At 45.0% G+C, this 21,716-nt stretch carries 13 protein-coding genes; 12 read left to right on the forward strand and 1 reads right to left on the reverse strand.

The genetic code is table 11. The features are described from left to right. The first annotated feature begins 2 nt into the window (after positions 1 to 2). The 12 genes from A3K91_RS06130 to A3K91_RS06185 all read left to right on the forward strand — a co-directional run bounded on the left by A3K91_RS06130 (position 3) and on the right by A3K91_RS06185 (position 19,801). Complete coding sequence (locus A3K91_RS06130) at positions 3 to 1,016, forward strand: ABC transporter substrate-binding protein (protein ID WP_228139926.1); 1,014 nt, start codon at positions 3 to 5, stop codon at positions 1,014 to 1,016. Continuing rightward, positions 1,013 to 3,238, forward strand: a complete 2,226-nt coding sequence (fhuB, locus tag A3K91_RS06135) for a Fe(3+)-hydroxamate ABC transporter permease FhuB (RefSeq protein WP_062844469.1) — start codon at positions 1,013 to 1,015, stop codon at positions 3,236 to 3,238. The genes A3K91_RS06130 and fhuB overlap by 4 nt, the downstream gene beginning before the upstream one ends. A gap of 387 nt (positions 3,239 to 3,625) precedes the next feature. Next, positions 3,626 to 4,975, forward strand: coding sequence for a diaminobutyrate--2-oxoglutarate transaminase family protein (locus A3K91_RS06140; RefSeq protein WP_062844470.1), 1,350 nt, complete (start codon positions 3,626 to 3,628; stop codon positions 4,973 to 4,975). Positions 4,976 to 5,082: 107 nt separating this feature from the next. Further along, a complete protein-coding gene (locus A3K91_RS06145) occupies positions 5,083 to 6,612 on the forward strand; it encodes a pyridoxal phosphate-dependent decarboxylase family protein (protein WP_062844471.1) in 1,530 nt (509 codons plus the stop codon). Beyond that, the gene (locus tag A3K91_RS06150) at positions 6,599 to 8,410 is read left to right on the forward strand and encodes an IucA/IucC family protein (protein ID WP_062844472.1); all 1,812 of its coding nucleotides are present in this window, start codon (positions 6,599 to 6,601) and stop codon (positions 8,408 to 8,410) included. Before A3K91_RS06145 ends, A3K91_RS06150 begins: the two co-directional genes overlap by 14 nt. 204 nt (positions 8,411 to 8,614) lie before the next feature. After that, the gene (locus tag A3K91_RS06155; RefSeq protein ID WP_062844473.1) at positions 8,615 to 10,045 is read left to right on the forward strand and encodes a lysine N(6)-hydroxylase/L-ornithine N(5)-oxygenase family protein; all 1,431 of its coding nucleotides are present in this window, start codon (positions 8,615 to 8,617) and stop codon (positions 10,043 to 10,045) included. Between the two features lie 98 nt (positions 10,046 to 10,143). After that, complete coding sequence (locus A3K91_RS06160; protein WP_062844474.1) at positions 10,144 to 10,749, forward strand: GNAT family N-acetyltransferase; 606 nt, start codon at positions 10,144 to 10,146, stop codon at positions 10,747 to 10,749. Between the two features lie 68 nt (positions 10,750 to 10,817). Beyond that, a complete protein-coding gene (locus A3K91_RS06165; protein ID WP_062844475.1) occupies positions 10,818 to 12,251 on the forward strand; it encodes an MFS transporter in 1,434 nt (477 codons plus the stop codon). Positions 12,252 to 12,427: 176 nt separating this feature from the next. Next, positions 12,428 to 14,359: an IucA/IucC family protein gene (locus A3K91_RS06170; RefSeq protein WP_062844476.1), complete on the forward strand. Its 1,932-nt coding sequence runs from the start codon at positions 12,428 to 12,430 to the stop codon at positions 14,357 to 14,359. Continuing rightward, positions 14,353 to 16,575 carry an IucA/IucC family protein gene (locus A3K91_RS06175; protein ID WP_062844477.1) on the forward strand — a complete coding sequence of 741 codons (2,223 nt, stop codon included), beginning with the start codon at positions 14,353 to 14,355 and terminating at the stop codon, positions 16,573 to 16,575. Before A3K91_RS06170 ends, A3K91_RS06175 begins: the two co-directional genes overlap by 7 nt. Then, entirely contained in the window at positions 16,568 to 17,209 is a 642-nt protein-coding gene (locus A3K91_RS06180; protein WP_062844478.1) for an RraA family protein, read from the forward strand. The genes A3K91_RS06175 and A3K91_RS06180 overlap by 8 nt, the downstream gene beginning before the upstream one ends. Positions 17,210 to 17,470: 261 nt before the next feature. Then, entirely contained in the window at positions 17,471 to 19,801 is a 2,331-nt protein-coding gene (locus A3K91_RS06185; RefSeq protein ID WP_062844479.1) for a TonB-dependent receptor, read from the forward strand. A 153-nt stretch (positions 19,802 to 19,954) separates the two neighbouring features. Here A3K91_RS06185 and A3K91_RS06190 read toward each other — a convergent pair whose 3' ends face one another. Further along, entirely contained in the window at positions 19,955 to 21,697 is a 1,743-nt protein-coding gene (locus tag A3K91_RS06190) for a BCCT family transporter (RefSeq protein WP_062844480.1), read from the reverse strand. Positions 21,698 to 21,716 lie beyond the last annotated feature (19 nt).

A 21,716-nucleotide genomic window follows, 5' to 3' on the forward strand; every position in this document is an offset into this window, starting at 1 on the left:
TTATGTTCTCTGTCCTGACCAACGTTAAATCCTCTAGATCCATCATAAAACCTTTAATCATAAAACGGCTCAGCTCAGCTGGCACTAAAGCAATCTCGCTCCCTATATCTATTGCCTTACTATTGACATTAGCGATTGCGCTTACTGCCTGTCAGCAACCAACGATGGTACAAAAAGATGCCCAAACAGACAAGCCTGAGAACGTTAAAATCAATATTGCTTCTCCCGATTGGGGCAATGCAGCAACGTTGACCGCCATGGGTTATCCACCAATTGCGACAGGCGATGTCAGAGTGTGGGATAGATGGGTTGGCACACCAGAACTGCCAACCTCAACAGTCGATGTTGGTATCCGTTATCAGCCTAATGCTGAACTGATTGCTCAGTTACCCGTCGATATGGTAGTGGATAACTTTTTTTATGAGCATGCTCGCAATCTTTATGGTGACGTTCCAGCCGAGGCGGTGATGTTTGCTGCCAAAGGGAAGAGTGCGACTTGGGCGGATTATGCCGAGCCAACTCGGCAGCTGGGTAAACTGATTGAGGAGCCTAAGCTTGCGGAAGATTATATTGCCAAAAGCCAAAGCGATATAAGCATCGCTGGTGCGCGACTCCAACAGCGTTATCCAAAAGTCAAAAAGTTTGCGGTGGTACAGTTCTCTGATGCCAACAACATGCGCATGTATGTCGCCAATAGCCTATTTCAACCAGCACTCACGCAGATGAAAAAAGAGCTTATGGTGCTAGGTGAAGGCAATTCATGGGGGTTTGTTCCCATACGGATGGGAGATTTGGCACAGTTAGACGAAGACGTTTGTTTGTTGATCATAGACCCCTTAAGTCCCATCACAAAAGCCGAGATTAAGGACAGTTTGATTTGGCAGCGTTTAGGTTATGGCAATAATCGCTGTGTGGGTGAGTTACCGCCTGTATGGATTTATGGGGGGATGTCATCGTTAGTAAGTTTGGCAAATAACTTGTCGGAAGTTGAATTAAAAGGCGGGGACGCATCATGACCGTCAATACTACCAATCATCCGCACCGTACTACTGGTCATCATAATGCTGATTACACCAATACTGATAATACTATAAGTAATACCAATTCTATGACATCACTTCCTACTTCTCAGCCAGTACAGTCATCAGCGGCTTTATCTACCACACTGTCTAAAACACACTCTAACAAACGTTCAAATCAGCGTGGGCAACCTAATAGCCCACCACCGAATCTACCACGACAAAAAAACGTTCTGGCGTCTAATGCTTCTTGGCGATTTTGGCTCATGCTCATTATGCTGATAAGTTTGTGTGTATGGAGTGGTTGGGCATTGATTGCTCAGGAGTGGACGCGTCCTATAAGCGAGTTGTTTCTTCCAAGCTCGCAGTTGGATATCGCCAGTATGGCAACGCAGCTACATATAGTGGCGACCAGTATTGTGGCGCTATTGGCAGGCGGGTTACTTGGTGTGGTTAGTATCTTGCTCCAGCAATTGGTCAAAAACCCACTTGCTTCAGATACCACCTTGGGTGTGGGCGTTGGCGCACAATTGGCGATGTTGATCGTCACACTTTTTTTACCAAGCTTGGCGATTTATGGCGGGATTTATGTGGCCTTTGTTGGCGCCATCATCAGTATGGGGCTGGTCTTTGCCTTGTCAGCGCCCAGTCGCTTTAATCCTTTGATATTAATATTGGCAGGCTTGGTGGTGAATATTTTACTCGCGGCCGTTGCCAATGTGTTGGTGTTGTTTTTTGCTGAACGTAGCAATGGGATGTTGTCATGGGCGGCAGGATTTTTGGCGCAAAACAGCTGGCACACCAGTGTGATGCTTGCGATGACTGCAATTGTGATGACGGTTCTGTGTTTGCCTTTATTGAAGCCATTGACCTTGATGAGTCTAGACGACATGCAAGCCAAGCGTTTGGGTGTGCCTATTAACGGCATACGTGCCATCGTGGTACTTATCGTAGCCATTGTGACCGCGTTAGTGGTCAGTGAGGTGGGTCTGATTGGGTTTATTGGTCTTGGTGCTGCCAGTCTGGTCAATGCGCTGGGCGTGTCATCAATTAGCAAACGTTTGGTCGCGGCTTTTTGCTTAGGTGCGCTGCTATTGTGGCTCACCAGCAATCTGGCTTTATTGCTTGAACCAATCCTAAGTATGCAAATCCCAGCTGGCGCAATGACAGGAATACTGGGAGCACCGCTCATTATTTGGTTGATTTTACGCCAGCGCCATGAGCGAATAGAGACGGTGACCCCCATGCTGACAGGCACTCATACGCCTGTTGTGCTTTGGCGATGGGGCGTTGGTGTGATGGTAATGATTGTACTGGCATGTTTGTTTGTACAAGATTTAAGTGGTTGGGGGCTGAGTACAGAGTGGGCAATTACTCAGCAGTACAGGCTACCTCGCAGCTTGAGTGCGGCAGCAACAGGTCTGATGCTGGCTGTTGCAGGCGTATTATTACAAACACTCACGCGCAATCCGATGGCAAGTCCAGAAGTATTGGGGGTCAGCTCCGGAGCCGCGCTTGGCGTTATTTTAGGATTTTTAGTCTTACCCAGTTTGGGATTATCTGCTGGCTCAGGTACCTTGCTGATTTCAGGATTATCTGGTGCGATAGCCGTATTGCTACTGATTATTTGGCTGGCACGTCGAGTAAGCTCAGGGTATCTGCTCTTGGTCGGTATCGGCATTGCCGCCATGATGGATGGGGTGATGCACATGGTCAAACTCTCTGGTGACCCGCGTCTGCAGGCGATGCTCAGCTGGTTATCAGGAACGACTTATAGCGCTCAACCGAGTACTGTCTGGTATCTCATTGGTATTGCGCTTGTCTTATTTGTCTTAAGCCTATTACTCATCAAGCCGTTACGTGTGCTGGGTTTAGGTTCAGGTGTTGCTCGCACGCTAGGAGTGGCGGTGACACCAGTGACGATAGCATTACTGGCATTGGTGGCAGCGCTAAGTACGGTCAGTACGCTGGCAGTAGGGCCACTAAGTTTTATCGGGTTAATGGTGCCACATTTGGCGACCTCTCTTGGCGCGGTGAAACTTGAGCGTCAATTGCCTTTGGCGGCATTATTGGGTGCAGGGGTGATGGTATTGGCAGATTGGATAGGGCGTTATGTCATCTTTCCATATGAGCTGCCTGCTGGCACGGTTGCTGCCATTATTGGCGGTGCTTATTTCTTATGGCTGATTCGGAAAGTACCGATTGCTGTCAGTCGATAGCTTCTGATATTAAAGAGACAGGCGAATAATTCATATTCATGGGTTTATGCTCATGAATATGAATTATTCGCGTTCTAGTAAGCATGAATACAGCTTCATTTTGTGTAAATTCTCAAGCCAATCATTTAAAAATGAATAAAGTGGGTTGACAGCAGAGTAAAGGTCATCAATAATACGTCTCACAAATGATAATGATTATCACTTTTATTATCATTTAATATTTTTATTGAGGTTGTAGTGGATTTACACTACGTTTTTTAAATGATGCCGACTGTCTTTGTAACGACCACATCAATAACTGTGTGTTCAATGATGTCCATAAGCAGTCTGCAAACAGTAAAACTTGTAGTCGAGTTTTAGTGCATAAAACGAATAAGGTTCGATGCTATGTCTACGTCTTTTTTAAAAGAAAAAAACAATAACAAACGCTATTTACATCGCCAAGCTCAGTTCGAATCGAAGGTGCGCAGTTATCCTCGCAAATTGCCTTTTGCGATCCAATCAGCCACAGGCGCTTGGATTACTGATGTGGAAGGCAATAAATACATAGATTGTCTATCAGGAGCAGGGACGCTGGCACTTGGACACAATCATCCTGTGGTCACTGAGAGTATCAAACAGCTGTTGGACAGCAATCTACCAATGCACACCTTAGACATTACCACGCCATTAAAAGACAAATTTAGCGAATTCATGTACACGCTCTTAGCGACCGAGAAAGACGAGTATTGCTTACAGTTCTGTGGACCGACGGGCGCTGATGCTGTAGAAGCAGCGCTTAAATTGGCAAAACAAGTCACTGGTCGCTCAGGCATTGTCAGCTTTAGCGGTGGCTATCATGGGATGACGCATGGCGCGCTCGCTGTCACTGGTAATTTGGCACCTAAGCAAGGCATCGAAGGCCTGATGAGCCCGGTACAATTTTTACCATACCCCAACGCGTATCGCTGCGCTTTTGGTTTGTCTTCTGAGCAAAGCGTTAGCGCTCATATATCTTATTTTGAAAACTTTTTAAAAGATGTAGAGAGCGGCGTGGTCAAACCCGCGGCCGTTATTTTAGAAGTGATTCAGGGTGAAGGCGGGGTCAATCCAGCACCGATTGAGTGGCTCAAGCAGGTGCGACGGGTGACCAAAGAACTGGATATCTTATTGATTATCGATGAGGTGCAAACAGGGTTTTGCCGTACAGGACGCTGGTTTGCGTATCAATATGCAGGCATTGATCCCGATATGATTGTCATGTCAAAGGCCATTGGTGGTGGTTTGCCACTGGCAGTACTTGGTATCAAAAAACAATACGATGCTTGGCAAGCGGGCAACCACTCTGGCACCTTTCGTGGCAATCAGCTAGCGATGGCAACAGGACTTGCGACCCTTGAGTATCTAAAAGACCATGATATGGCGTCTTATGTGGCTGAGATGGGCGCTTGGTTTATGGCAGAGCTAAACGGGTTACAAAAACGCTATCCTAGAATTGGTCATGTCAGAGGTCGAGGTCTGATGATCGGCATGGAGATTATAGATCCAGATCTTCCCAGACAAAGCGATGGTAGTTATCCTGCCGATAGTGCAGCGGCGGCGAGCATTCAACAGGCATGTTTTAGACACGGTTTGGTCATCGAAAAAGGAGGACGCGGCGGCACTGTGCTGCGTCTCTTACCACCGCTTAACGTGACCAAAGACGAGCTACACCAAGTATTAGATAAGCTTGAGCGGGCGTTACAAGAAAACCAATAGCGCTCAGTGGCACATCGTCATACCTGTATGACTTTTTAAAAAAAACGTATAACAACCATCGCCTCTCTCATGTGAATAGAGACGCAAGATAAACTGGTGAGGATACTTTGCATTTATTAAACGAGCAAACCAGTGAGCAATACCTCACACAGATACACAAAACGAGCGCCATTATTAAAGAGTGGCTTAATGACAATAATGTGTATTCAGGCGGCACACCGCAGCAAGTACAAGCGGCGACCTCAATCAATATCCAGCCACAAGGACGAGATATCGAGGCCATACTGGCAGACATACAAGACAAATTTTTGCCCAATTGTGTGTCCACGGCACACCGTCATTGCCTAGCGCATTTGCACCCGCCAACCTTGGTGATCGGTCAAATTGCTGAGATGATTATTGCCGCAACCAATCAAAGCATGGATTCTTGGAATCAAAGCCCTGCCGCCACTTATATCGAAAAAGATTTGGTTGAGTGGCTGTGTCAGCTGTGCCAGTTTGAAACCAATGATGATGTTCAAATACACACCCAAACAGACGCTCCGGTTGATAACCAAGCGAGACACAAGGCAGGTGGCGTGTTTACCAGTGGTGGTACCCAAAGCAATCTAATGGGACTGCTGTTGGCACGCAATAAATTCTATACCGCTAAAGGGGTTGATGTACATAAAGAGGGCATGCTGGGTCAGCCGCGTGGCATCATTCTTTGCTCAGATCAAGCGCACTTTTCTATCGAAAAAAATGCAGCATTATTAGGGCTTGGCGTTCGGTGCGTTGAAAAGGTAAAGAGTGATGCGAGTGGCGCGATGCTTATGTCTCATCTACAGCAAAAAATAGAGGAGACAGGCGCGGATAATGTGATGGCAGTGGTCGCTACGGCTGGCACCACAGATTTGGGCGCCATTGATCCTTTAATAGATATTGCTAATATATGTCGTGACCAAAAAATATGGCTACATATAGATGCAGCATGGGGCGGGGCGTTACTTCTATCTCAGCGTTATCGACACCTTATTGAGGGTATCCAAGCAGCGGATTCCATTACATTGGATTTTCACAAGCATTTCTTTTTACCGATCAGCTGCGGTGCCTTTTTATTAAAAAATCAACAAGACTTTGAGAGCATCCGTCATCATAGCGAGTATCTCAATTCTCCCGATGATGAAAAAGACAATATCCCAAATCTGGTTACTTATTCTCTTCAAACCACGCGTCGATTTGACGCTTTAAAGCTTTGGATGGCGCTTGATTTTTTGGGGACAAAGGATTATGGCGTTTTGATTGACAACTGTCTTAGGACAGCGAGACAAGCGGCAAAGCGGATTGAAAACCATGCAGATTTTGTGTTGGTGCATCAGCCGATTATTAGCAGTGTCTTATTTTATTTTAAGCCAAAAAATACCGCATTGTCAGACAAGCAGCTGTCGCAATTAAATCGCCAAATTGCGCAGGACTTGTTAATCAATAATATTGCCAACGTGGCTACCACTCAATTTGAGCAGCATCTTTGCCTAAAATTCACTATTTTAAATCCTAATACGCAAGCCTGTGACATCGACAATATTATAGAACAGATGACTATCACTGGTTTTGATCGACTCCAAAATTATGAGGGACAATACTATGATGCACCATAAAACGCTTGATCGTTTGACACTACAAAACTTAGTGAACGCCTACAGTTATGAGACAGGTCGCGGCAAGATCGTACCCGTAGAGCAGCAGGATGGGCAATACAAACAAATCTCACAAGATAAGCCTCTTTTGGTATTAAACCTTGCCCCGCATGACACCATTATGGCGGTGCCAGTGGATAGAGTCAGCCAATTGGGTCAGCACCGTTTTGCGGATACACCTTCTGTATTCAATGCAGCTTCGTTAAAAACACCTTCGACAAATGATACGCAGTCAGAACCCCAATGGCTAAAGCCTTCTGCTATGAGCCTTGCGTCTTTTATTATCGAAGACATCGTGCATCAGCACAAAGAGGATGTAAAACTAGATGGTAATGGCGTGCTCAAACGCTGGCTTGAGAGCTACGAGGGCTTGCAAATTATTTTAGAGCATCGTAGTGATGAGATGGATGATATTGTCGATGACACACAAGATTTTATTCAAACTGAGCAAAGTCTGATTTATGGACATGCCATGCATCCAACGCCCAAAGGACGCGCAGGTTTTTATGGTGCTGAATGGGCAAAGTATGCCCCCGAAACCAATAGTAAAACACAGCTGAACTATTGGCTGGTGCATCCTAATTTTATTGTCGAAGAGTTCGTCGATGGCGATAGTATTACCGCTGAGCTAAAGACCAAGCTGCTCGCGGATATGAGCGATTATCAACGACAGCTTATTGCCAAGTATCCCACCCATAAGCTATTGCCATTGCATCCTTGGCAAGCGACGTTTTTGCAGCAACAAGCATGGTATCAGGCGTTAACTGAAAAAGGTCAGCTCTTTGATTTGGGCGCACTTGGGTGGCATTTGCATCCGACAACCTCGGTACGTACACTTGCGGCATTTGAGGCACCTTGGATGTTCAAACTGTCGCTGTCGGTAGCGATTACCAATTCGGTGCGTATCAATTTGCCAAAAGAGTGTAAGCGCGGTATGCATGCTTGTCGAATATGGCGTAGCGACTACGGTGAGCAGTTGGGCGCTGAATATCCCACGATTGCGGTATTAAATGATCCTGCTTGGATTGCGTTGTCTATAGACGGCAAAATCATTGATGAGACCATTTGTATCTTGCGTGATAATCCTTTTACCCAGTCCATGCAAGTCACCAATCTTGCAAGTTTGAGTCAAGACCATCCCACTCGTCTCACCAATCGCTTTGCCACTTTATTTCAGTCTATTCATGAGCGTACCGGTAAGCAGTTGGACGAGATTGCGACCGAATGGTTTGATACTTATCTAAAAGTTGGTTTTATACCGCTCATCCATATGTACTACAAGCATGGGCTTGCGTTTGAGGTGCATCAGCAAAACAGTCTGATAGAGCTAAAAGACGGCTATCCTGCAAAGTTTTGGGCAAGAGATAATCAAAGCTTTGGCTATATTGCTGAATACGCCAAGCCGCTTATCGATGCGTATCCTGAGCTCATCAGTGAAGCAGAGTGTGTTATTCCAGAAGATTTTGCTGACTCGCGTATTGCTTATTATTTAGTGGGTAATACGATCTTTGGTCTTATTACCGCGATAGCTCGCACCCAGCTTGTCAGTGAAACTGCGTTACTAGCGACGTTTCGAGATTGCTTAGAGACGCTAGACAGCCAGTATCCGCACTGCTCTTTAATCGATCTATTGCTGCGTAGTCCGACATTGCCATTCAAAGGCAATTTGCTGACTAGACTTTATGCGTTGGATGAGCTGACGGCGCCTGTTGAAACTCAGTCTATCTATGTTGATATTCCCAATCCTATGAGCGCTTAGGGCAAGTATGGTCAATATTCAATGAAACAGGTACAAGTCATTATCCTGCAGAACTGATAACCATTTCCTTACTTGCTGCATCGACGATGACAGAGGTTTTGGAACCTTTATGCCAGTTCTGCTGACAGGCTTTTATAGTGACCTGACGATAGCTCGATACAAATCAATATGTGAATAAGTGCTATAAAGCAATAAGGAATCAACGTGTTAGATATTCTTGGTATCGGTTTGGGGCCATTTAATCTTAGTCTAGCGGCATTGCTCGACAAAACAGACGTCAATGCCAAATTCTTTGAGCAAAAGGCCGGATTTAATTGGCATAAAGGTATGATTTTACCGCACACCACGCTACAAGTCCCATTTATGGCGGATTTGGTGACATTGATAGACCCGACCAGTCCCCATTCATTTTTGAACTACTTACATACGCAGCATCGATTGCTCAAGTTTTATTTTTTAGAGGACTTTAAGATTTATCGCAAAGAATACAATCATTACTGCCAATGGGTAGCAGGGCAACTAGATAGTTTGGTATTTGATGCGAAAGTGATAGACGTGGCGTTTAATGACAACGGTACTGGCTTCGATAATGACAATAGCGCCAATACCAATGCCAGTGCTATTACGCATCAGGGATTTGTCGTCACAGTTCAAGAGCGAGGCGAGCGAAAAACGTATTATGCCAAAAACCTAGTCATAGGAACGGGTACACAGCCAACCCTACCGTCTGTGTTGCAAAAGCTTGCTCAGCAAGTCCCTGAGCGCTGTATGCACACTGCGCACTTTGCCAATAATTTCGATTTTGAAGCGATTAAAGTACAAGGCAATCAGGAGAATAGCCAAAGTAATAGTCATAAGGCAGATGATAGATTAACCAAAATTGTGGTCTTAGGGTCTGGTCAGTCATCGGCTGAGGTATATCGCGAATTGTTTGACCAACAACTTGATAGCAACGATGAACCAAAGTTCCAATTGGACTGGGTAACCCGCTCATCTGGCTTTTTTCCGATGGAATACTCGCCATTGGGGTTAGAGCATTTTAGTCCCGCTTATACCGATTATTTTTATCAGTTGGACGGCGCGACCAAAGCAAAAGTCGCGCCCAAGCAGGACTTGCTCTACAAAGGCATGGGGTTCGACACCATACGCGATATTTATCATAAGCTCTATGAGCGCAGCATTGGCAATCAATCACCACACACGACACTGTTGTCCAATTGTGCAGTGGTTGAGGCAACCCTTGATGATACTTTATCGGATGACACCTTAAAGATAACGTTTGAACAGTGTGAGCAGCAGCAGATGTTTATGGCGGATTACGACTGTCTCATCGCTGGCACGGGTTATCGTCATGCGCTGCCTCCCTGCCTAAATTCATTGCTATATGCCATTGAGTATGATGAGTTTGGACAACCAAAGATTGATCGGCATTACGCATTGGTGTATCAAAATCATGATAATAATAGCGGTAAAATATTCGTACAAAATCAAGAAATTCATACTCATGGCGTGGGCACACCTGACTTGGGATTGGGCGCCTATAGAGCTGGGCAAATCATCAATCAATTGATAGGTAAGACCGTATATGACACTGATGCGTTAGAAGTATTCCAACAATTTGGCGCGTCGGTCTAATGTCGTCGTCTTAATGTCAGTGTCATTTTATTTTAAAAAGTGTACGTCTCTACTGAGAGAGATTTCACCTCTAAATCACACAAAATAAGGAGCTATTTATGCCGACCATCACACAGAATCTGCCAGATACCTTTGCCGCAGACGCTTATGAGAAAACGTTTGGGCTACGAGCGGTCAAATATCCTGAAGACATGCCAATGCTCTATCAATGGATGCACGCTGAGCATGTGGTAGAGCAATGGCAGCTACATCTGCCTATGCCGCAGCTGCAAGTACATTTTGAAAAAATGCTAGCCGATGACCATCAGCGTCTCTACATCGTACTTTGTGAGGATATGCCGATCGGCTATGTAGAGATCTACGAAGGTGCTCGCGATCGCTTGTCTCACTATTATAAAGCCGAAGAAAATGACATGGGCTGGCATCTATTATTGGGTGATACTGCCGTCGTTGGCAAAGGGTATCTCAAACCAATAGTGATGATGCTCAGTAAGTTTGTTTTCGAGCATACCGACGCCAAAAAAATAGTGGGCGAACCTGATAGTAAGGTGGAGGCCTATAAATGGGTTGCTGATGGTTTTGCCTATCAGTTACAACGATTGATCGATATGCCTGAAAAAAAGGCATCGCTTTACTTTTGTAATCGTGATGAGTTTTTTGAATCGAGTGGCTATCTCAAATTTTATGGTGCGGCTGCTTTATGATTAAATTTTTTGTGATTGCTGGAGTAAACGCGTTGTACTCGTCATGTCATCACAGGTCAATGATATAAATGGTGGCATCTCTTGATAGCAGTAAAAAATTAAGCAGTGAGAAGTTGACAGGCAAGCCGCGTCGACAGGTGCTTTTGACCTTGTTGCTTGGCGGCACGGTTATCAGCTTTAGCAATAGCGCCCTCAATCCTGCTATTCCTGTTTTTATGTCGGTGTTCGATGTCGATATTGTGATGGGCGGCTGGGTGCTGAATGCTTATGTGCTGTCTATGAGCGTGGGTCTAATGCTCAGTGGTTACTTGCATAAAAAGTTTGCGTTTAGGCCAGTTTATTTGACCGCAATCATCGGGTTTATGCTGGGTTCAGTGATTGGGATGTGCGCGACCTCCATGACGATGGTAATCATAGCGCGTGCTATACAAGGGCTGAGTGGTGGTCTGACGATTCCGATATCTATCGGCATGCTCTACCAGATATATCCGCAGCATAGACACGGTAGAGTGATGGCGCTGTGGGGCATCGTTATTATGATGTCACTGGCATTTGGTCCGTTAGTTGGCGCTTACTTGGTTGAGCAATTTACATGGTGGACACTGTTTGCCGTGACGCTGCCGCTAAGTGCAGCGGTCACTCTGATGGTGTGGCGATTTTTACCAAATATCGGCTCGCCCAAGGTTGATAAGACTTTTGATGTGAAAGGGTTTGTCAGCTTGTTGGTTTGGCTGCTGGCTTTGATGACATGGCTGAGCACGCTCAAAACAGATTTTTATAGCAATCTTATGAGCGTGATTGAGACCAGTCTGATTGCTGCCATATTCTTGATATCTTTTATGGTTTGGTGGGCGTATGAGCGCCATCAGAGTCAGCCGTTATTCAACGTACGCCTGTTTAGCAATACCGTGTATTTGCACAGTACGATTATCAGCGTGACACAAACCTTGGGCCTGATGGTGGGTTTGTTGTTATTGCCTATTTTAGTTCAGGAGGTCATGGGTAAGAGTGCCTTGTGGACTGGCGTGATTTTGATGACCGCGACGCTGCTGTCTAGTATCACCACGCATTTTGCTGGCAAGCGCGTGGATAAGTATGGCGCTAGAGACATAGGGATTTTGGGCATCGTACTTAGTGCGTCGTCCATGCTACTGTTGGCATGGTGCTTGTATCAGCCGAGGCTTTGGTTATTGATAGTGATTATGAGTTTACAAGGTGTGGGTGTGGGAATGGCCTATCTGCCCACCACCACGGTCGGTTTTAGTAGCTTAGCCAAAGAGGTGGTGACAGAAGGTGCCGCACTTAACAACATCAGTCGCCGAATCGTCTCTACTATTTTTATAACATTGGTGACAGTTTACGTCGCAGGACGCGGGGCACAGTTGTTAGCGACGGGTAATAGGCAAAGTGTTGGTATGGCTATTCAAGAGATTTTTGTTGTTTTGGCTGTAATTCTATTTTTGACCATTTTTTCGGCGCGGCGATTACCAAAAGCGGTCTGAATTAGTAAGTGATCAAACGCTTTATAGAACCTATGTGGTGAATGTGTCAAACCAACCGAATTGAGGCATTTTTTTAAATAAAAAACGTAAATAATTCTCATTCGCTTTAATATTTATTGATTATATCGACTTTATTCAACCACTTATTTTTTAGTTTTGAGAGAGGATATTTAATTATGAAAAATCATCAAATAGACCAAAAAAACCATAACCAAAAAACTGACGTGACTGCGCCGTGGCAAGCGCCAATCGATCACAAGGCCATGCAGCGCGTAGAGCAGCGGGTGATTAAACAACTACTACAAGCCCTACTATATGAAAACATTATTGAGTTTGATTATGAAAATGCAGCATCGAGCGATGACGACACGCTTTTAGACTTTACCATCAAGACCGCTAATCATATCCACTATCAGGCTCAAGGCTATATTCATTATAGTTTTGACATCATTCGATTTAATGATCACAACGTACAGTGCGTCATTGATGGTAAGAGTCACGATGCTACGCTTGAGAATGTCATTAACGATATCTTATTAAAGATAGAAGATGCCACGCTAAAAGACAGTTTTATCAAAGAGCTGCGTCACACTTTAATTAATGAAACCCAAGCACAGCGACTGTCACCTCATTTATCAGTACCAAACATGCCAGCGGCTATTGATAGGCTGACTTACGAGCAACTCGAAAGCTATTTGATGGCCGGACATCCCTATCATCCTTGTTTTAAGTCGCGTATCGGTTTTGATTTACAAGACAATTATGACTATGGGCCAGAGTTTGATCAAAATATCGAGGTGGTGTGGTTGGCGGTCAAAAAGGATTTGTTGGTCAGTAATACCGCTGCCAATATAGATGTCGATGAGTGGATTAAAGACTATGTGGATATGGATAAGTTTGCCGCGTTACATGATAAGCTAAATCATATCCTTACGACCACGAGTGAGCAAAGTGAAAATGAAGCCATTGTCGCCAATGCCAATACTGATGTTAAAGCCAATGCTTATGGTTTGATACCAGCGCATCCTTGGCAATGGCAAAAAACCTTAATTTTAGCGCTACAACCCCTCATTAAGACACAAGACGTCATCTATTTGGGTAGTACGGGTAACCAATATCGCGCCCAGCAGTCGATCCGCTCCTTGTCTATGTTGCAAGAAGACAAGGCTTACCTCAAGCTCAGTATGCATCTGATGAATACCTCAAGTACCCGTATTTTAGGCAAGCACACGGTGATGAACGCGGCGATCGTGACCAAATGGTTGAATCAATTGGTGGCAGAGGATGCGACAGCGCATGCGCTATCTATTGCCTTTTTAGGTGAGACAGTGGGTGTCAGTCTAGATCATGAGGTGCTACAGCAGCGTGGCTATCAGCACCCTCATATCTATGGAGGACTGGGCGCAATTTGGCGTGAAAACGTGAGCCAGTATTTATCGAGCAATCAAACGGCCTTTCCTTTAAATGGGGTCAGCTATGTCAACATGGACGGCTCTATACTTATTGATCCTTGGATTAAAAAGTACGGCATTGAGGCTTGGACGGCCCAGCTTATCAAGGTGACGGTGGCTCCGATACTGCATATCTTGTTTGGTCATGGCGTTGCCCTCGAGTGTCATGCGCAAAACATCGTGCTGGTACACGAAGCAGGCTTTCCTATAAAAGTCCTACTAAAAGACTTGCATGATGGGGTGCGCTATTCCCCAAAACATCTGGCTCGACAAGACTTAATTCCCAATTTTCATAGCCTGCCAGCTGTTCACGCAGCGCTCAATCGTGGCTCATTTATTGAAACAGAGGATACTGATGGCATTCGAGACATGACGGTTGCTTGCTTATTTTTTGTGGCATTTGCGGACATTGCTATTTTTATGCAAACCCATTATCACTATCCTGAGACCGAATTTTGGCAACAGGTGTCTGACTGCGTCACAGAGTACCAATCTTGTCACCCAGAGCATGAGGCAAGGTTTGAGTTGTTTGATGTCTTCGCTCCGCAAACGCGTATTGAATCTTTGGCGAAGCGTCGCTTGTTCGGTGATCAGGTATTTCCAATCAAATACATCAATAACCCATTAGCCAAAAGCCGAGCACACGCATCATGTTAAGTAACGATAAAACTGCCAAGATAAAGATAATGCCAATCTTGCCAACTTTATTTCCGGTTCAGACTGATCATCCAGCTATAAAACCAGATGCGGCAAGAATACAAAGTGCATTAATCACATATCTGATCGAGTGTGTCTTGCTTGAGGAGTGGATAAAAGCGCCTTTGATTGAGGTAACAACGACAACAGATTATCTCGCAAGTCAAAAGTTGCAACCGCATTTGACGTCATTACCAAGTGCTTATCAAACGTTTTTTGCTGAGGATAATCCGTTATTGGTGATTCAGACAAGTAAAGACGATCGCTTACTGTTACTGGTAGAGCCGGGATATACGGCGCCGTGGCGATTGCATAAATCTTGCTTGCCGGTTTTATACCACCAAAAAAATACGTCTTATCCCAAAAGCTCTGACCACGATGGCGATAGCTCTCGTAATTATTCGTTTCCGGCACTAGAACCAATCGAAACCGTAGAGACGCTGCTGGATATTTTACTGTCTGCGATGGATCGCTCCTCCTTAAGTGAGAGCGGAATACTAAAGCTAAAAGAGAGCTTACAAGCAGCGATCATTGCCAAGACCCAATCTGCTCGTGCCAGCATTACCACGACAGTTTATGGTCAACCACATTGGTACCAAACCTTAATTGCCGCTGAGCAATGGGGTTCATTGATGGATCGACCTTTTCATCCATTGGCAAAGGGTAAGCTGGGTTTTACGGTCACAGAGTATGAGCATTACATGGCAGAGTTTAATCAGCCCATTGCGTTGGCATGGGTAGCGGTTGCCAAAACCCATCTTATGGTGGCGGATCAGGTAGAGAACATTGACCAACAAAATCCAGCAGCTTATTTATTAGATACAGCGCAGCAGAAAAAATTGGCAGAGGAGATGGTAGAGCGTCATTTGAGCAATACGCATATGGCGCTACCTGTCCATCCTTGGCAACTGACTCAATTGAGTGAGGGTTTTTTTGCTACCGATTCTGTTGTTAGTGATAGTGATGCTACGAATAACAGTAAGGATAGCTATGCCAACGATCTGACAGATGGCACGATTGTCAAACTCACGTTTGATGCGGCAGTGACTTATGCCAGTGCTTCAATGCGCAGTATGTTATTGAGTGCGGATACACCCCACAGTATCAAGCTACCGATCGGTGTGTATGCCTTAAACTCCAAACGGTATTTGCCAGCTCTAAAACTGATTAATGGTGAAAAAAACCAAGCCATTTTGATGCGGGCAAGACATATAGACAAAGCATTGGCAGCGACGCTGAGGCTTTGGGATGAGCGTATTTGGTGGGGTTATATGTCGCCGATGCATCTACAAGACAAACGCTCGACCAACCCGTATTTCTATCAAGAAAAACCCACGCATCTGGGGGCAATGCTCAGAAGTTTGCCTGCCGATCTGTGCGAGGATCAAGTTCGCCTGATGCCTATGGCAAGCTTAGGTATGTTAGTCTACAAAGATGGCGTCAGTCACCATCCTTTTGATGAGATGATTCAAGCAAAGTATTCAGGTCATCCGTCAGTGTCTAATCAATCAGCCTCTATAAACGCAGAATACATAAAATCTGCGGCTATCGAGTGCTTCAAAAACTTGTGTGATGTGTTTTTGGGTACGATGCTGCGCTGCTTACGTTTGGGGCTTGCACCCGAGATGCATGGGCAGAACGTTGTGATGGTCAGCAAACGCCATCGTTTTACCAGTGTATTACTGCGCGACCATGATTCGTTACGCATTTACCTACCATGGCTTGCGCGTCATCAAATCGAAGACCCTGAGTATTTAAGCATGCCCAATTTTAAAAACCGATTGTACCGAGACAGCCCGCAAGCATTGATATTTTATTTACAGTCATTGGGTATATTGGTCAATATCCGCGCCATTATTGAAGCCCTGTCTGAACATTATGAGCTTAGTGAAAAGGGGCTGTGGCTTGAGGCAATGAGCAGTCTCGACAATGCGCTGGCAAGTATCGATTTTGATACCGATCAAGCGCAGTTTGTCCGTGAGCAGCTACTGACCAATCCATACTATCCGCATAAAACCTTGCTGTTACCAGTCATTGAGCGTGGTGACGATCCCCATGGCAGTATGCCTGCAGGGGAGAGCAGAACCATCAATCCTTTTTTTAGCGCAAAAAATATTGAAGCAAACCTTATGGTGGATTCAATACAAAAGCATAATGGGGCAAAAATTAATGGATAACATCGATATTGAGACGCTAGTAGAGAGCTACAAAGACATCGCCACCTCGACGATTGGACATCTAAATGAGAGAGGATACTTACCAGATATCAAAGCTTTATATCCTTGTACGCACACGGTAGTTGGCAAAATAGTGACAGTGGTTTTAAACTCCGATAACACAGAGGTCATCAATCAAGCCCTGATTCAAGCGCAGCCTAACGACGTCTTATGTATTGATGCCCAAGTATTAGGCAACAAAGCTTGTTGGGGTGCGCTGCGTACTTGCGCTGCTATTTATGAAAAGCTTGCAGGCGTCGTTGTTATTGGACGGGCAACCGATTCGTTACAAATCCAGCAACTGGTTTTTCCTGTTTTTGCTCAAGGCGTGAGTGCGGTCACTACCTTCAAAAGTAATGACACAAAAGGCATGCTGGAAGCTGATATCCGCTATCGTTTTGGCGAGCAAAGTACGCTTATCCGCTCAGGCGACATCGCTATTATGGACAATGATGGGGTGTTTGTACTGTCGCCGGAGGTTGCACAGCAGTTATTACCTGATTGCCAAGACAAGCATCAGCAAGATGAGACAAAATTCCAGCTATTTTTCGAAGCCTATCAAAACAATCAATTGGACCACTTGTTCAGAAAATAGCCATACTATTTTTTAGATGAATGAATGATAAATCAATTGGTTAAGTGGCTTATGTGTTTATACATAAACGTATGTCAATCACTTAGCTGCCGAAATAATGGCTCTGATAGAGCGCAACCAATCGATAGGTTTGTAAACAAGTGTAGAAATGTGAATCATTATCATTTACAATGCGACAGTCACAAACCCAGTACACTTAGTATTATAAGCTAAACATACGTTAACCTGTCTCCACTTATTCAGATCATAAGCGAAATAAAAATGAAAAGTCATCATCAAGTTGCTCTCTCTCTTCTTACGCTATGTATCAGTCAGCAGTTATATGCGCAAACTGACGTCGATGCTTCTACGGCAGACTCAGTGGAAAATGCGGTCATCAGTGATATGCCCAGCACGACATTGGATACCATTACGGTAACCGCACGCGCTAAAACGGGCACGGCACTGGCACAAAAAATTAGTGAGATGCCAGCGGTCACGCAAGTGATTGGTGAAGAAGATATTCAAGCACAGGCTACAGGCAACCGTACCACAGGCGATATATTGGCTCAGCTGATTCCAAGCTTGGGTGCTAGTAGTGGTTCAACCAGTAACTATGGTACGACCATGCGTGGTCGTCCGGTACAGTATTTGCTTAATGGTGTACCGTTATCAGGGTCACGTAGCTTATCACGAGAGCTAAACAGTATTGATCCTGCTCAGCTTGAGCGGGTAGAAGTGCTGTCTGGCGCGACGAGTATTTATGGGTCTGGCGCGGCAGGTGGTCTGATTAACTTAGTGACAAAATCAGCAGCAGGTGCTGGTTTTACAGGTCAAACTCGATTGGGTATCGACGGTAGTCGTGAATTTGAATCCGACTCCCTCGGTTATCACGTGGGGCAGAGCCTGGGTTATGGCGGCGAGCGTGTTTATGGCCGTTTGGATGTAGATTACGCCAGCAAAGGTGGTAAATTTGATAGCCACGGTGACCGTATCAGCCCAGATGTCAATCAAACCGACCAACAAGATACCGAATCATTGAGTGTCAATGCCAACTTAGGTATGGACATTGATGATAGCCAAAGCGTGAATCTGGCAGTGACCTATTATAACGATGAGCAAGATACTGACTATGGCCCAGATTACGGTAACAACTTAGGAGTGCTATTACTTGGTACGCCGCCATCCTTAAAAGCGATCGATGGTGCTCATATCGAAAAACAGCCTTCTACTACCAAAAAATCAGTGAACCTGAACTATAACAATGATGATGTTTTTGGTTCTAACTTAAGCGTTACGGGTTACTACCGCGATGAACAGGGACGTTTTTATCCTTCGGCCAAAGACGGCAGAAAACAAGCCCGTGAAGTATTGCTAGAAAGCGGCGTCGACAAAGACACAGCGAAAGAGCTGGCAGCCGATGCAACCTACGTAATGCAATCAGAAGCCGATATCGAAGTGATGGGTCTGCGCGCTGCCATGCAAACTGAGACGGAGCTTGCTGACAAGCCAGTGCTGTTGAGCTATGGCGCGGATTTTGAGCGTGAGAACAGTGAACAAACCTACCATGGGCAAGACTACACTCAGTTCGAGGACAGTAATGGTCTGGTCTCAAAGGCAAATGATATGACTTATAATGGCGGACCAGACACGACCATCGATAAAATTGGTGCATTTGTCAACTCTGACATAGACATCACTGACAAATGGCATGCAAGCGCAGGTGTCCGTTATCAAAAGCTCAAATCAAAGACAGATACCTTTACCCCCTTTTATGAGCAATTACTACAAGAGTACTTTGATGGCTCTAGTACTGACTACCAAGCAGGTGACGTCGCAAAGGGTAAGACGGATCATGACAAAACCTTATTTAATCTTGGCAGCAGTTATCAACTGACACCGAACGATCAAATATTTGCCAACTTCTCACAAGGATTTACCACAGCTGACATACAGCGCGCTTTACGTGACGTACGCGCAGGGTTTGTGGTCAACTCAGACAATGTGCAGCCTATCGCAATCAATAATTACGATTTAGGGTGGCAAGGCAAGCGTGGTGACACGTCAGCAAGAGTAACGGGTTTTTATAATACTTCAGATAAAACCGTGCGCTTTACCAATGACTATACGGTAGAAGTGGTGGATACCGATGAGCGCGTCTATGGCGTCGAGGGTTCACTCACTCAAGATATCAGCGATAACTGGCAAGTGGGTGGCAGCGTGGCTTACACGCGTGGTCAGTATAAGAAAGACGGCGATTGGTTAGAGCTAGACGCGGTGCGTTTGACTCCGCTCAAAGGTACTGCATTTGCGCAATACAACTTTGATGAAGGCAGCAATATTCGTCTGCAAGCACTGGCTATTGGCGGCGATGATAGAGCGTTTAAAGATCAACAAAACGACCCTGATGCTAGTGCGCAGCCAGTCACAGGATACATGACGTTAGATGTATTGGGTCAAGTAAAAATGCCAGTGGGCCGAGTGGGTTATGGGGTTTATAACGTACTCAATAAAGACTATCAAACGGTTTATCATCAAACCACATTTGGTGATTTAAATCGTCTGCCTGCAACAGGCACGACTTATGGTTTGAGTTATACGGTTGATTATTAAAATATCGAAAATATAGATGACATAAATAAGCCCTACTATTTAATCTTTTAAATAGTAGGGCTTTTTAGGATAATCGATTCACTTAAAAACCAATGCAGCAAGGTTAAAGTGAGCATGCTCCATTATCAAGCAAGATTAGCCAGCATATAATTATTACAGTTTACGCTCTCTTGCTCGTGCAATGTCCAAAATTAATGCTTTTAATAGACTGATTGCCATTAAAATAATGATAAACGAGAAGGGAATTGCTGCCACAATCATGGCTGAGGTAATAGCGTCTAATCCGCCCGCCAGAATCAACGCGCCAACCACAGCAGTAACCGCAATGCTCCAAACGATGATATGTTTTGAGCCATTCTCGACTTGGACTTCACCCGCAGCATTGAGGGTATTAATTACCAGTAATGCAGAATCGGCTGACGTGACCAAATACGTCAATAGCAGCACCACCACCATCGATGATAAGACGCCTGCCATCGCTGGGTTTAGCATAAAACCAATAATCTCAAACAGCTGCGCGGTCAATCCTGAATCAAAAATCTTACCATTTGCAATACCGCTTAATTCTAAATCAATGCCAGTACCACCAATCAAAGAGAACCAAACAAACAACGTCAAACTTGGTGCAACAATCCCAATCAAACCAAACTCACGGATGGTACGGTTTTTAGAAATACGTGCCAAGAACAGACCAACAAAGGGGGCAAACGCAATCCACCATGCCCAGTAAAAAATAGACCAGCTGGTTTGCCAAGCGCCCAGTTCGGTATTAGGGTCCCAAACTGTTACTGCCATCGCGGGCAGATGTATCACATAGCTAAAAATACCTTTGCCCAGCATCTCTAACGCAAACATCGTTGCGCCAAAAATCAAGAAGAAAGCGAGGAGTAAAAATGACAGTACCATGTTGATGTTACTGAGCCATTTAACGCCGCGTCCAACACCTGATAGGGCTGAAATCATAGAAAGACACATGACCACAAGCAACGACATCAATAATGCGCCTGTGGTTGGTTCAGGATTGACTGCATCCGTGACTAGCCACGAGATACCAGTAATACTATACAAGCCTGAGGCAAAAGAGCTGAGTCCAATACCGATGGTTTGCGCCACGCCAAAGATAGTCGCAATGACGGCAGCCACATCGATGATATTGCCAAGTGGTCCTTCTAAATGCTTGCCAAATAAAGGCGCAAGTGCCGAACGCATGGTGAGCGGCAAACCGCGTGTATAAGCAAAAAACGCCAAACAGATACCAACCAAACAATACGTCGCCCAAGCACCGATACCCCAGTGAAAAAACGCATAACGAAAGGCGGTGTCTAATGCTTCATCGCTTTTGGGTATGACGAGATTATCAATAGGAGCCAATGCGTTAGCCGCGACCTGATCTTGATAAAAGGCAAAGACATCAGCGCCTTGCGGCAGTGCGATACCATTGCTACTCATTGATGACAAAATTATCTCTTTTGACATAATGATGTCAGGGTTATTCATCAAATGCCAAAGGGGTTCTGCCGCACTATAGGTCAAAACACCAATACCAATACCTGCACCAAATATCATCGAGAACCAAGAAAAATTTGAAAATTCTGGTTTTCCATTAGGGTCAGAGCCAAGCTTAATACGGCCGAATGACGGCCATAAAATAACCGTCAGACAGACTAAAATATAAAAGGCGATAGAATAGGTGTAGTAGCCATTTAGATTGGCATACGACCAATTTTTCATGGCATCGAGCATAGCACCAGAACGCTCGATGTCACTTAGAATCCAAATCACCACCAGCGTTACGAAAATCTTCGAGGTCACGGTGACAAAGCGATTGAAACCTTTATAAAAACCTTTGTCATGGGTTTTTATGTTTAACTCTTCTAAAGGAGGACGGATAGCCATAGTTTTTTCCTTAAAACTT

The sequence above is a fragment of the Psychrobacter alimentarius genome, assembly GCF_001606025.1.
GTDB classification, from domain to species: domain Bacteria; phylum Pseudomonadota; class Gammaproteobacteria; order Pseudomonadales; family Moraxellaceae; genus Psychrobacter; species Psychrobacter alimentarius.